Annotated in this window: 8 protein-coding genes; 4 read left to right on the forward strand and 4 right to left on the reverse strand. The window is 74.9% G+C overall.

Annotated elements, in window-relative coordinates; all coding sequences use genetic code 11:
* Nucleotides 1-108: 108 nt before the first annotated feature.
* A complete protein-coding gene (locus tag BJP59_RS15685; RefSeq protein WP_228485108.1) occupies nucleotides 109-4,110 on the reverse strand; it encodes a ThuA domain-containing protein in 4,002 nt (1,333 codons plus the stop codon).
* Nucleotides 4,044-5,363, reverse strand: coding sequence for a multicopper oxidase domain-containing protein (locus tag BJP59_RS15690; RefSeq protein WP_194521381.1), 1,320 nt, complete (start codon nucleotides 5,361-5,363; stop codon nucleotides 4,044-4,046). The genes BJP59_RS15685 and BJP59_RS15690 overlap by 67 nt, the downstream gene beginning before the upstream one ends.
* 535 nt (nucleotides 5,364-5,898) lie before the next feature.
* Here BJP59_RS15690 and BJP59_RS15695 point away from each other — a divergent pair.
* A complete protein-coding gene (locus tag BJP59_RS15695; RefSeq protein ID WP_194521382.1) occupies nucleotides 5,899-8,220 on the forward strand; it encodes a glycoside hydrolase family 65 protein in 2,322 nt (773 codons plus the stop codon).
* A 48-nt stretch (nucleotides 8,221-8,268) separates the two neighbouring features.
* Here the strand turns inward: BJP59_RS15695 and BJP59_RS15700 are convergent, their stop codons facing one another.
* Nucleotides 8,269-9,147 carry an alpha/beta fold hydrolase gene (locus BJP59_RS15700; protein WP_194521383.1) on the reverse strand — a complete coding sequence of 293 codons (879 nt, stop codon included), beginning with the start codon at nucleotides 9,145-9,147 and terminating at the stop codon, nucleotides 8,269-8,271.
* 117 nt (nucleotides 9,148-9,264) lie between these two features.
* On the opposite strand from BJP59_RS15700, the gene BJP59_RS15705 reads away from it, so the two are divergent.
* A complete protein-coding gene (locus BJP59_RS15705) occupies nucleotides 9,265-10,497 on the forward strand; it encodes a hypothetical protein (RefSeq protein WP_194521384.1) in 1,233 nt (410 codons plus the stop codon).
* Between the two features lie 121 nt (nucleotides 10,498-10,618).
* Entirely contained in the window at nucleotides 10,619-11,299 is a 681-nt protein-coding gene (locus BJP59_RS15710; RefSeq protein ID WP_086149909.1) for a histidine phosphatase family protein, read from the forward strand.
* A 141-nt stretch (nucleotides 11,300-11,440) separates the two neighbouring features.
* Here the strand turns inward: BJP59_RS15710 and BJP59_RS15715 are convergent, their stop codons facing one another.
* Nucleotides 11,441-11,899 carry a DUF6194 family protein gene (locus tag BJP59_RS15715; RefSeq protein WP_222128408.1) on the reverse strand — a complete coding sequence of 153 codons (459 nt, stop codon included), beginning with the start codon at nucleotides 11,897-11,899 and terminating at the stop codon, nucleotides 11,441-11,443.
* 43 nt (nucleotides 11,900-11,942) lie between these two features.
* Here BJP59_RS15715 and BJP59_RS15720 point away from each other — a divergent pair, with 43 nt between their 5' ends.
* Entirely contained in the window at nucleotides 11,943-12,767 is an 825-nt protein-coding gene (locus tag BJP59_RS15720; protein ID WP_228485109.1) for a MerR family transcriptional regulator, read from the forward strand.
* Nucleotides 12,768-12,853 lie beyond the last annotated feature (86 nt).

Raw genomic sequence — 12,853 nt, forward strand, 5'->3', positions numbered from 1 at the left:
TGCACTCCTCGGGGGGTGTCTCGGGGAAGGTTCTGGGAGTTCTGGGGTTCTGTCGGACTGCGGGGTACGGGCGGGGACGGCCTGCCAGGCCGCCCCCGCCCGGCGGTGCTACAGGTCCGCGACCCGGATGTCGCGGAACTCGATGAGGTCCGCGTTCCCGTGGTTCTGGAGCCCGATGAACCCGCTGTCGAACTGGCGCAGGTCGGTCGGCGGGTCACCGGCACGGGACGACTGCTGTCCCGGGGTGTTCTCCCACTCGTTGATGACGACGCCGTTGCGGATGATCGTGTACTGCTGGCCGACCACCCGGATCTCGTACTCGTTCCACTCGCCCTTCGGCTTCTCGCCGCCGGTGTTCAGGCCGAGCGGGTCGAAGTTGTAGACCGAGCCGGTCTTCTGCGGCTCGCCCGTCGGACCGTCGTAGATCTGGATCTCGTGACCGCACGAGATCGCGACCCACGCGGGCGACTGGTTGGCCGCGCACGGCACGTCGCCCGGGTCGTTCGGGTTCGGGAACCGGGTGAACACGCCCGTGTTGGCGTAGTGGTCGCCCTCGGAGACGTCGCGGTACAGGAGCTTCACGGAGAAGTCCCCGAGCTCCTCGCCCGCGTACCAGAGCATCCCGAGGCCGCCGCTCGACTTCAGCGAACCGCCCGGCTCGAGCGTGAACTTGCCGCTCGGTGCCTGGAACCAGTCGTACAGCGACTCCTGCGTGCCGTCGAAGATCGTGCGGTACCCGCCCGGGTCCACGCCGATCTGGGACCGCGCCGCGGCGTCGACGAGGCGAGCACGCTCGCGCTCGTCGATCCGGCTGTCGTCGTACAGGCTCTTCGCGACCGACTCGACGTGCGCCAGGAACCGGGCGTGGGTGCGCCACTCCTTCTCGTCCTGGAACAGGTCGTTCATCGTGCAGGCGCCGAGGTCGAGGTTCTCGACCGTGGAGTCGACGTCGCCGAAGAACACGGTCTCGCGCTCGTCGGGCAGGGTGCACGACGGCGAGCCGTCGGTCGTGACGGTGGCCGTCGAGCCGTCCGCGTACGTGACGGTGAGCTTGGCCTCGTAGGTCCCGATGCGGGGGTACTTGTGCTTCGGGTTGGCCTGGCGCGAGGTCTTGCCGTCGCCGAACTCCCACAGGTAGGAGACGCCGCCGGACCGCGCACCCGTGAACTGCACCGTGAGCGGGTCGCCCTGGATGCTCGTCGCGGACGCGGCCGGGGCCGGGGTCGGGGCCCCGCCCTGGTACGTGATCCGCATGAGCTTCTGGTTCGGGTCGAGGCTGAAGAAGCCGCCCGCGTAGTCGACCAGGTACAGCGCGCCGTCCGGACCGAACTTCGCGTCCATCCAGCTCTGGAGCAGCCCGTCACCGCGGCCGCCCGGGATGATCTGGCGGAGGTCCTCCATGAACACGGGGGCGTCCAGGTCCTCCGGGTCGACCGTCACCGCGACGCGGTTGTTCGAGTTCGACTGGTCGCCGATGAACCACTTGCCCTCCCAGTACGACGGCCACGCGACGTCGGACTCGGGGTCGACCTGCGACTGGCGGTACGTCGGACCGGACATGACGGCCTGGCCGCCGCCCCGCAGCCACGGGATGGTGTAGGTCGCCTCGTCGTCCTCGTACGTCGGGATGCCGTTGCCGCGGTCCGGGAAGACCGGCCCGCCGCCCGAGGGCGAGTACCAGATCATGTTGTTCCGTACCGGCGGGAGGTCCACGAGGCCCGTGTTGCGGGGCGACGTGTTCTTCGGGTTGTCGCAGTCGTACCAGCCGGTGAGGACGCTCGCGTCCTCGTTGCTCCGGTCGCGGTACGGCTGCTTGTTGCCCATGCAGTAGGGCCAGCCCTGGTTGCCCGCGGACGTGATGATCGTCGCCGTCTCGTACTTCGCCGGGCCGAGCTCGGGGCTCGGGCTGCCGGCGTCCGGGCCCACCCAGGCCGCCGTCAGCCAGTCGGTGTCGGGGTCGATCTGGAGGCGCGAGATGTTGCGCACGCCCATGACGTAGATCTCCGGGCGCGTCTTGTCCGCGGGGTACTCGCCCACCGGGAACAGGTTGTCGTCCGGGATCGTGTACGTGCCGTCGTCCTCGGGGTGGATCCGCAGGATCTTGCCGTTGAGGTCGTTCGTGTTGCCCGACGTGCGGCGCGCGTCCTGGAAGCTGATGCCCGCGAACTCCTGCGTCCAGTTGTTGCCGGAGTACCCGTTCGACCCGCCGGACGAGTTGTTGTCGCCCGAGCCGATGTAGAGGTTGCCCTCGCTGTCGAACGCCATGCCGCCGCCCGCGTGGCAGCAGCTGTGGATCTGCGTCTCCCACTCGAGCAGGTCGACGCGCGTGCTCTGGTCGATCGTCGGCGTCTCGGGGTCGTAGGTGAACCGCGAGACGGTCCGGTAGCCGACGCGACGCTCGCGGTCGATGTTCTCGTGCGGCATCCAGTACACGTAGAGCCAGTGGTTGGTCGCGAAGTCGGGGTCGGGCACGATGCCGAGCAGCCCCTCCTCGTTCTTCACCAGCTCGTCGCCGCTGCCGCGGTTGCCCATGACGTCGAGCGTCGTGAGCAGCTTCGCCTCACCCGTCTCCGGGTCCCACTGGTGGATCGTGCCGCAGCCGAGGCCCACGTTCGGGTCGCTCCACGGGACGATCGGGCCGGTCGGGCAGGCGCCGCGGCCGATGTAGAAGACCGTGCCGTCGGGCGCGATCGTCAGACCGTGCTGCTCGCCGTTCTGGTCGAGCGTGCCGGCCGTGTTCACCTGGGACAGGCGCTCGGCCTTGTAGTTCGACGCGATGGTCGCCTGGCAGTCGCCGCGCACCACGCCCGTCGTCCACTGGAGCGCACCGAGCAGGTGCTCGCGGAACGTCGCGTCCGCCCAGCTCTCGGGCGTGCCGCCCATGCCGGTGAAGAACGACCGGCCGCCGTCGTAGTCGCGGCACCACGAGACGGGCTGGAACGGGTTGGTCGTCGGGCCGGCGTCGGGGCCGGGCTCGAGCGTCGCGACCGTGTGCACGTCACCGGTCGGGTCGTCGGCCCAGTCGAGCCACCGGTCCTCGCGGTCCCACGTGAGCGGGAGGTCCGCCGTCGCGGGGTGCTGGCGGTCGACCAGGTCGACCGTGCGCTCCTCGAGCGGGATCTCCGGGTCGGGCTGCTCGACGGAGTCGGGGCCGTAGATCGAGAGCTCCGCGAGCTGGACCTCGGCGTCGCCGGAGTTCGCGGTGACGTCCAGCCGGTACCAGCCGTACGCGGTCTCGTTCGCGACGTCGAACGTGCGCGGCTGGAAGCGCTGCGGGAAGTCCTCGTCGGCGCGCGTGTCGAGGTCGACCCACGTCTGCCCGTCGGTCGAGCCCTGGAGCTTCCAGTTCTTCGGGTCGCGGCCCGCGGAGTCGTTCGCCGACGTGATGCCGTACTTCACCACCGCGACGGGCTGCTCCATGCGCAGCGTGAGCTGGCCCGTGCGGGCGAACGTCAGCCACTTGGTGTTGGGGTCGCCGTCGACGGCCTTGGCCGGCGTCTCGGCGGCCGGGCTGCGGCCGGTGCCGGTCGCCTCGGCGACCTTCTCCGCCGTCATGGTCGCGCCCTTGATCCGGGCGCCGACGAGGCCCTCGAACCACTTCGAGGCCTCCTGCGAGCGCGCGGCGTCGCGCACGCCGAGGAAGCCGCCGCCGCCGTTGATGTACGCCTGGAGCGCGGCCTCCTGCTCGCCGCTCAGCTCGATGCCCTCCGCGGAGAGCATGACGACGCCGCGGTACTCGCCGAGCGTCGCCGCGCTGATCATCTCCGGGTCGGACGTCGCCTCGACCTCGAAGCCGTTGGCGGCCCCGATCTCGGTGAGCGCCGCCGTCGCGTCGACGACGGGGTCGGTCTGCTCGTCGGGCGCGCCGTGGAACACGAGCACGCGCACGGGCGCGGCTGCGGCGGCCGGCGCGGCGGCGACGGACCCCGCCGCGAGGGACCCGCCCGCGCTGACCGCGGTGGTCGGTGCGGTGGCGCCGGTCTGGGCCGCCGCCGGGAGGACGGCGGCGCTCGCGACGAGCGCGACGCCCGTCAGGCCGACGGTCAGGGCCCGTAGTGCCCCCGGTCGGGAGCGCCCCCTCGTGGGGGGTGTCGATCGTCTGGAAAGCACTCTCCAACTCCTTCGTCATCGGTGCGACGCCCCCGGACGGGCCGGGAGCGGGTCCTGCCGGGTGCGGGACGGGCCGACGGCCCGCCCCACCTCACCGGCGGACGGTCAGTGGCCGGCGTGGCCCGTGAGGTCGACGACGGCCGGCCCGGAGCCACCGCCGGCCGGACCGCCGGGGCGGTGGCCGGGGCGCTCGTCGTCGCGGCGGCGCCGGACGGCGCGGCCCCGGACGGGGCCGACATGGTGTGGCTGCCGTGACCCTGGAAGCGGTCGATCGACTCCTGGGCGCCCGGCGGCATCGAGCCGTCGGCGTTGCGCACGAGGAAGATGCCCGCCATGCCGCCGTCGGAGTGGAACTGGACGTGGCAGTGGTACATCCACGCACCGGGTCCGACACCGAGCCCGGCGACGACCTGGAACCCGAACGCGTCGCCCGGGTTGAGGTCCCGGTTGTCGACGACCTGGCTCGGGTCGTACTGGTCCGCGAGCAGGCCGGTGCGGTTGTTCGCCCAGCGGTGCGCGTGGAGGTGGAAGGTGTGGAGCTGGTTGCCGTGGCCGATGCAGATGAACTCGACGCGCTCGCCGAGCTTCGCCTCGAACATCGGCGTGTCCGGCGCGACCTTGTTGTTGATGGTCATGTCGTTGAAGACCATCGTGAACTGCTTCTGCGGCAGCACGTCGCCGACCCGGCGCACGACCAGCGCGCCGTAGAGGCCCGCGGCGAGGCCCTGCGTCCCGTGCTCGCCCCACGCGTGGTCGTGGTAGTGCCAGTACCCCGCGCTGCCGGGCATCCAGATGCCGCGGTCGCGCGCCATCTTGACCGTCGACCACGTGTACGTCCGCGTCTCGCCCGGCTCGTTGAACGAGTTGTTGAACGTGCTGCCGTCGCTGTTGACGTCGTAGTTCACGCCGTGCGGGTGGATCGACAGGCGCTTGTCCGTCGTGTTGACGAGCGTGATCTCGAGGGTCTCGCCCTCCCACATCTCGAGGATGGGCCCGGGGACGGTCGCCTTGCCGCGCTCGAGCCCGTAGCCGACGAGGGTGTCGGAGATGCGCTCGGCGTACATGGTGATCTTGCGGACGCCGGTGGCTGCGGTGACGGTCGTCGCTGCGGCGGCGGGGGGCGCCGCGGCGACGCTGCCGCCGGCTCCGAGCAGGAGCGCGGCGGCGGGGCTGGCAGCGACGACGCCGGCCCCGGCGAGCAGGGCCCGCCTCGAGAGCGGCCTCGGCGCCGTCTCGGTCGTCGGGTCGGGCATGGGGGACTCCTTCCGGGCGTACGGGGTCGTCCGGGCGGTCCGTGGCGCGCCGGACCGGCGGGACGGCGGTCGCCGCCCCGCGTGCCGGCGCGCTCGGGCGCGCGGAGGCTCCCCGAGGTGGTGCGGGGGGACTCTGAGCAGCAGGACTGGGTGGTGCGGGGGTGTCCCGCGGTCGCAGAGGGTCGAGAGGGTGCTCGGTCGTGCGGGGCTCGACCCGGGCCGGTGGGAGACCGGCCGTGGGGCGAGGTCCAGGGCCGTCGTGGCCCCGCCGGGGTACGCGTCGGTGCGTACCGTCCGGCTGTCGGTCCGGACGACGGGCTCCCCTGCGCCGACGTCCGGCCCCCTGGTCGGTTCCAGGGGCAACGAGGTTCATGACACCGCAGTCAGTGCGTGGATGTCAACAGGTAGACGAAAGTTGTGTCGACAACAAGCAAAAGTCCACGGCCTATCGACACTTGTCTTCGCAGCGGCCCTGGACGGGGCTCGAGCACGCCCCGGACGGGTGTGCGACACGGCGTCGTGGTGGAGTGACCGCGTGACCCACGACCTCCCCGCGTGGTCCGTCCGGGAGTCGGCCCTCGACGTCGACGACCCGGCCACGGCCGCGTCCCTCCTGTCCCTCGCCAACGGGTACGTCGGCGTCCGCGGCACGCTCGACGAGGCGGACCCCGACGACGACCCCTCGACCCTCGTCGCCTCCGTCCACGAGGAGTTCGAGCAGACCTACGCGGAGCGCGCGTACGCCTACCCCGAGGTCGAGGAGCGCCTCGTGCCGGTCGTCGACGCGTGGCGGGTCGGCTGGTCCGTGGACGGGGAGCCGGTCGACGTCCGGACCGCCGACGCCGCCGGACCCGACGGCACGGTCGAGGCGCACGAGCGCGTGCTCGACCTGCGCCGGGGCGTGCTGCGGCGCGAGCTGCGCTGGACCGCGCCGTCGGGCGGGACCGTCACGCTGCACAACGAGCGGCTCGTGCTGCTCTCGCGCCGCGAGGTCGTCGCGTCGCGCTGGCGCGTGCTCGCGCACGACGACGTCACCGTCACCCTGCGCCCGGTCCCCGGCTGCGCGCACGGCGGGCAGGACCCGGGCCGCGAGGCGCCCGGGCTGGTCACCGTCTCGTGCCGGCACGACGCCGAGGGGTCGTCGGTGCGCCAGCGCACCGTGCGCTCGGAGCGCGGCGTCGCGGCCGAGACCGCGCACCTCGTCGACGCCGCGGACGGCGTCCGCCCGCGCTGGCACCACCGCGGCGGCGCCGCCGTCCTCACCGTGGACCTGCGCGTCGACGAGTGGCTGGAGGTCGTCGTCCTCGCCGCGTACGCAGGCGGCGACGACGCCGACGCGCTCCCCGCGCACGCGCACACCGTGCTCGCCGCGGCCGTCGACGCGGGCTGGGACGCGCTCGAGCGCGAGCAGGCCGACGCCCTCGCCGCGGTCTGGGACCGGGGCGACGTCGAGCTCGACGGCGACGACGAGATGCAGCAGGCCCTGCGGCACAGCCTGTTCCAGGTCGTCCAGGCGTCGGCGCGGGTCGAGGGCGTGGGCGTGCGGGCCAAGGGCCTCACGGGCACCGGCTACGCGGGCCACGCCTTCTGGGACTCGGACACGTTCGTGCTCCCCGTGCTGGACCACGTGCTGCCCGACGCCGCGGCCGCGCACCTGCGCTGGCGGCACACCACCCTCCCCGACGCGTGCGAGCGGGCCGCCGAGCTCGGCCTGCCCGGCGCGGCGTTCCCGTGGCGCACGATCAGCGGCCGCGAGTCGTCGGGCTACTGGCCCGCGAGCACCGCCGCGTTCCACGTCTCGTCGGCCGTCGCGCTCGCCGCCGTGCGGCACGTCGCCGCCACGCACGACGACGAGCTCGCCCGGGACGTCGCCGTCGACCTCGTGGTGCAGACCGCGCGGCTGTGGGCCGGGCGCGGCCACCACACGGCCGCCGGCTTCCGCATCGACGGCGTGACCGGGCCCGACGAGTACACCGCCGTCGTGGACAACAACACGTACACGAACCTCATGGCGCGCAAGAACCTGCGCGCGGCGGACGAGCTGTGCGAGCGGTTCCCGGAGCAGGCGGCGCGGCTGGACGTCACCGCCGACGAGCGCGCGGAATGGCGGCGCGCGGCGGACCGGATGGTCGTCCCCCACAACGCGGAGCTCGGCGTCACGGAGCAGTCGCAGGACTTCACGCGGCACGCCCACTGGGACTTCGAGTCGCGAGGCACCGCGCGGTTCCCGCTCGACGACCACGTGCACTACGTCGAGCTGTACCGGCGGCAGGTCGTCAAGCAGGCCGACCTCGTGCTCGCCCTGCACGCCGCGCCCGAGGAGTTCACGCCCGAGCAGCGGCGCCGCGACTTCGACTACTACGAGCCGCTGACCGTCCGCGACTCGTCGCTCTCGGCACCCGTGCAGGCGGTCGTCGCCGCGGAGATCGGCTACGTCGACCTCGCGTACGACTACGCGCGCGAGAGCGCGCTCCTCGACCTGTGCGACCTGCGCGCCTCGACCGACGGCGGGCTGCACGTCGCGTCGCTCGCGGGCGCCTGGACCGCCGTCGTCACGGGCATCGTGGGGCTGCGGCACGACGACGACGGCCTCCGCCTCGCCCCCCGGCTCCCGTCCCGGCTCACGCGGCTCGCGCTCGCCGTCCACCACGGCGACGCCCGGGCGCGCGTCGAGGTCCGGCCCGACGGCGTCACGTACCGCCTCGAGTCCGGCGAGCGGCTGCGGGTCGTGCACGGCGACGAGCCGTTCGAGCTCACGCCCGAGCACGCGGTCCTCGAGCGGCCCCTGCTCGCCGGGATCCAGGACCCGCCGCCCGCGCAGCCGCCCGGCCGCGCACCGCTCTTCGCCGCCTCGTAGGGGGCGGGCCCGGTCGCGCCGCGTCGTCGGCGCGACCGGGTCGCGCCGTCAGCCCGCGAGCGCCTCGCGCAGGGTCGTCGCGAACGCGGCCGGGTCGTTCGCGGGCGACCACTCGTTGACCATGAAGCCGCCGTGGTCGCCCGGGAAGGTCACCGGCTCGACGCCCAGGAGGGCGGCGAGGGCCGCGCCGCCGCGCCACGCGAGCGTGCCCTCCCCCGCGGCGCTCACGGCCGGGACGATGCGGGTCGCCGCGGCGCGCAGGGCGTCGCCGTCGGGCGCCCACGACGGCATGGTGGCCAGGTTCCGGCCGAGGAGCAGGTCGTCGCGCGACCCGTCGTCCTCCGTCGGGAAGCCGAACATCGCCGGGTCGGGCGCCGGGCGGTCGAGGTAGTCCGCGGGCAGCGGCCCCACGTGGCTGACGAGCGCGACGAACTTCGCCATCGCGGGCCCGAAGCCCTCGCGGCGGTACGTCTCCACGATGTCCGCCTGCACCGCCGTCGCGGTCGCGGCGTCCTCCAGGAGCGGCGTGATCGGCGGCTCGTGCGCGACGAACGTCCGCACCTCGCCCGGGTGCCGCTCGATCCACGAGAGCCCGACGACTCCGCCCCCGCTCGACCCGAACACGTCCACCGGCCCGAGCCCGAGGGCGGCCACGACCTCGTGCAGGTCGTCCGCGTGCCGCTCGACCGACACCTCGCCGTCGGCGGCGAGCGTGCTGCGCTCCGTGCCGCGCGGGTCGTACGTGACGACCACCCGGTCGTCGATCAGGTCCACGAGCTGCCCGAACCCCGACGCCGCCATGGGCGAGCCCATGACGACGAGCGGCGGCAGGTCGCCCGGCGCCGCGGGGGTCCGGACGTCGTAGGCCAGGACGGCTCCCGGCACGTCCAGGGTGCGGCTCGTGGTGCGGGTCGTGGTCTCGCTCATGGCGTCCTCCGTGTCGTCGTGCCGCCGCGCGTCGCGGCAGGTCCCGTGCGTAGAGACGGCGCCCGTCGCCGGAACTGAGCGGTCCGCGCGGCCCCGCGTTGCCACTACCCTCGCAGGATGCCGTCATCGAGGACCGTGCCCGCCGTCGTCGCCGCGGGGACGCTCACCGCGGTGCTCTGGGTCGTCACCGGGCGGGTCGCGGACTGGCTCGCCGGGGCGGCGCACGCCCTGCCGGCCGGGCTCGTCCGGACGCTCCTGCCCCACCCGACCGGCGTCGTCACGGGCGGTCAGCAGGTGTCGGGCAGCACGGTGCTCACGGCCGCCCTCGCGGGCGGGGTCGTCGCCCTCGGCACGCACCTCGTGCTGCGGCGCCTGCCCGCGGGCGAGGGCCGCTGGGCCGCGTTCCTCGCCGTGTGGGGCGCGGCCGTGCTCGCGTCCGCGCTCGCCGCGACGGCGGCCTGGTTCGCGGGCGTCACGCTCGCCTGGCGCGCGGACACGATCACCCGGTTCGTGGCGACCGCGCTCGGCGGCTGGTGGGGGTTCGTCAACGGCCCGCTCGTGGCCGTGACGGTCGCCGTCGCGCGCGCCCTCACCGACCGCCACGACGACCCCGCCGGCACGCGGCACACCCGGACGCCGACGCGCGTGCGCGCGTGGCCCGCCGCGCTCGCCGCGGGCACGGCGACGGGCGTGCTGTGGGCGGCCGCGGGCGTCGGGCGCACGACGCTCCCCGGCGCGGCGGACCCCCAGTCGCCGTGGGGCGTGGCGCGCGACGTCGTGCTGCTGCCCTCCGCCCGGATCGCCGTCGACCGCGCGGCGCTCCTCGACGACCCCGTGCACCTGCTGCTGCCCGTCGGCGTCGGGCTCGCGGTCGGGCTGCTCACGGCGCTCGCCGCGCGACGCCTGCCGCCGGTCGAGGGCCGCGCGGCGCTGCTGCTCGGGGTGTGGCTCGCGTGCGCCGGAGGTGCGGCCCTCGCTGCGGCGGTGCCCGTCGTCGCCTCCACGCTCGCCGCGGGCGGTGTGCTGCCCGACGCCGGCCGCACCCTCCCCGTGCTCGAGGCGGGCCTCTCCTGGGGGATGGTGTGCGGGGTGCTCGTGGCGCCGCTCGCGGTGGTCGTGCACCGGCACGCGGGCGCGCGACCGCACGCGGGGTCGGCCGTCGCCGACGAGCCGTGGCCCGCGCCCGTCGCTCCCGAGCAGCCCGAGGAGCGCGCGCCCGAGCAGGCGGAGGCCCGCGGCGCCGAGCAGGCGGAGGCACCCGACGCCGAGCAAGCGGGTCCGCGGGACGCCGACGACGCTCCCGGGCCCGACGACGCGCGGCACCGCGACGAGGTCACCGCGCGCTCCTGAGGCACGGCGTTCCGGCACCCGCCACCCCGGCGTCACCCGGCGGTCGTCGTCCCGACACCCCGCTCCCCTAGCGTCGGCCGTGACCAGCAGACCGGGACGCACCGGAGAGGGCACAGCGACGATGACCCTGACGATCACGCTCGTACGCCACGGGCAGACCTACCTCAACGCACGACGCCACCTGCAGGGGGCGTGCGACTCCCCCCTCACCCGCACGGGACGCGCGGGCGTGCGCGTCACGGCGCAGCACCTCGCGCGGCACGACTTCGCGGCCGCGTACTCCTCGCCGCAGGGCCGCGCGGTCCTCACGGCGATGGAGATCCTGCGGCACCACCCCGACCTCCCGCTCACGGTCGACCCCGACCTGCGCGAGCTGTCGTTCGGCTCCTACGAGCGACGGCCGGAGTCGCAGCTCGACGCCGTCGAGCCGTGGGCCGAGCTCGTGCCCCGCATGCTCGCGGGCACCCACCCGGGCGTCGGCGGCGGCGAGCCGGGCCGGGACTTCATGGCGCGCGTGCGCGCGGTGTTCACGCGCGTCGTCGCCGCGCACGACGACGCGTCCCGCCCGGGCGCGACGCGGGACCGGCACGTGCTCGTCGTCGGGCACGGCCTCACGCTCGGCGCGTGGCTCGCGACGCTCGCCCCCACCGGCCTCGTCGCGCTGCCCAACGCGTCCGTCTCGACCGTCGAGGTGACCGACGGCGTCCCCCGCCTCCTCGCGGCCGGGGTCGACGTCGCCGGCCACGGCCACGTCGCCGCGCGCCCCGCTCCCGCTCGCGCGAGCACCCGACTCCCCGCCTGACCACCATCCCGCGTGATCCCCCCGGCGGAGAGACCTCCGCCGAGCACGGGGTTGTGGTCGTTCTCCGGCGGAACACGCCGCCAACCCCGTGCTCGGCGGGGATCAACCCCGTGGTCGACGGCAGGCCGCCGGAGGTCTCCGCTACCGGGTGGTGCGGCGGGCGGTGCGGGCGCGGGCGTCGTCGTGGGCCGCGCGCAGCAGGTCGAGGACGAGCGCGGTCGTGCGCTCGCCCGGCACCACGACCGCCACCCAGCCGAGCGCGCCGTAGACCGGGTGCGGCACGACGACGTCGGTCTCCGCCACCTCCGACGCCGCGCCGTCGCGCGGGTCGGTGCCGAGGAGCGTCCGGAACCGGTCGCGCCCGACGTGCACGTTGACCCTCCAGCGCCCCTCCGCACCCAGGCGCGACGCGGTGTCGTCGGGGTAGTCCTTCGTGACGACGGTGCCGTACGGCTGACCGGGCGGGACGACGCCGTCGGGGGCGTGGTAGAAGAAGTGGTCGCCCCACGCGAGCTCGGGGAACGCGCTGCCCGGCCCCGGGGAGAGCACGAGGGCGCCGTCGAGCGACCGGACCGTGGCGAGGATCTGCTCCATACTCATGGTTCCAGTGTGAGGTTGACGTGCTTCCGGAGGGTTGGACGACGTGGGTGCACGAGCGCGGGGGTCGGGCGGCGGTCCCGGCGCGCCCCGGGTGCTGCGCACGTCCGACGTCGCGCGCGCGACCGGCTGGTCCGTCCAGCAGGTGCGCGACCTCGAGGCGCTCGGCGTCCTGCCGCCCGCGGGCCGGTCGCCGAACGGCTACCGCACGTTCGGCGACGAGCACGTGCTGGCGCTGCGTGCGTACCGGGGGCTGGCGACGGCGGTCGGCCCGGTCGTCGCGCGCGCGGTGCTGCGCGACGTCCGCACGCTCCCCCTGCCCGACGCCGCAGCGCGCGTGGGGGCGCTGCACGTGACGCTCGCGCGCGAGCGGGACGAGGCGCTCGTCGCCCGCCGCGCGCTGCTCGCGATCCGCGCGGAGGGCGGGCCCACCGGCGAGACCGGACCCGACGAGGGCGGCCCGTCCGCGAACGTGCCCACGGGCGCGGCCGGCGACGAGGACGACGTCCTCACCATCACCGGGCTCGCCGCGGCGCTCGGCGTGCGGGCCTCGACGCTGCGCCACTGGGAGCGCGAGGGGCTCGTCGCTCCCGAGCGCGTCGCGACGCGCGCCGGGACCCACGGTGCGCGCGCCTACCCGCCCGCCGCCGTCCGGGAGGCGCGCATCACCGCGGCGCTGCGCGCGGCCGGGTACCCCGTCCCGGCGGTCCGCGAGACGATCGCGGCGCTGCGCCGGCTCGACGACGTCGCCCCGACCCTTGCGGCCCTCGACGTCCGGCTCGACGCGATCACGCGCCGCACCGTCGCGCTGCTCGCCGCGGGGTCCGACGTCGCACGGCTCCTGACAGGCGCGACGGAGCAGCCCGGGTGAGGCTCGGGGGGATGCCGAGGGGGCGGCGGCGTCCCGACACCTGACCGTCCCCGAGGCGTCGCCCGGCGTCCACCGGAGCGCAACGC

Origin of the sequence: Cellulosimicrobium sp. JZ28 (genome assembly GCF_015327065.1) — a bacterium.
Lineage (GTDB): Bacteria > Actinomycetota > Actinomycetes > Actinomycetales > Cellulomonadaceae > Cellulosimicrobium > Cellulosimicrobium funkei.

Excerpts from the sequence above, each read along its gene's own strand:
- BJP59_RS15690 (WP_194521381.1), bottom strand. The coding sequence starts at position 5,363 with ATGCCCGACCCGACGACCGAGACGGCGCCGAGGCCGCTCTCGAGGCGG.
- BJP59_RS15700 (WP_194521383.1), bottom strand. The coding sequence starts at position 9,147 with ATGAGCGAGACCACGACCCGCACCACGAGCCGCACCCTGGACGTGCCG.
- BJP59_RS15705 (WP_194521384.1), top strand. The coding sequence starts at position 9,265 with ATGCCGTCATCGAGGACCGTGCCCGCCGTCGTCGCCGCGGGGACGCTC.
- BJP59_RS15710 (WP_086149909.1), top strand. The coding sequence starts at position 10,619 with ATGACCCTGACGATCACGCTCGTACGCCACGGGCAGACCTACCTCAAC.
- BJP59_RS15715 (WP_222128408.1), bottom strand. The coding sequence starts at position 11,899 with ATGAGTATGGAGCAGATCCTCGCCACGGTCCGGTCGCTCGACGGCGCC.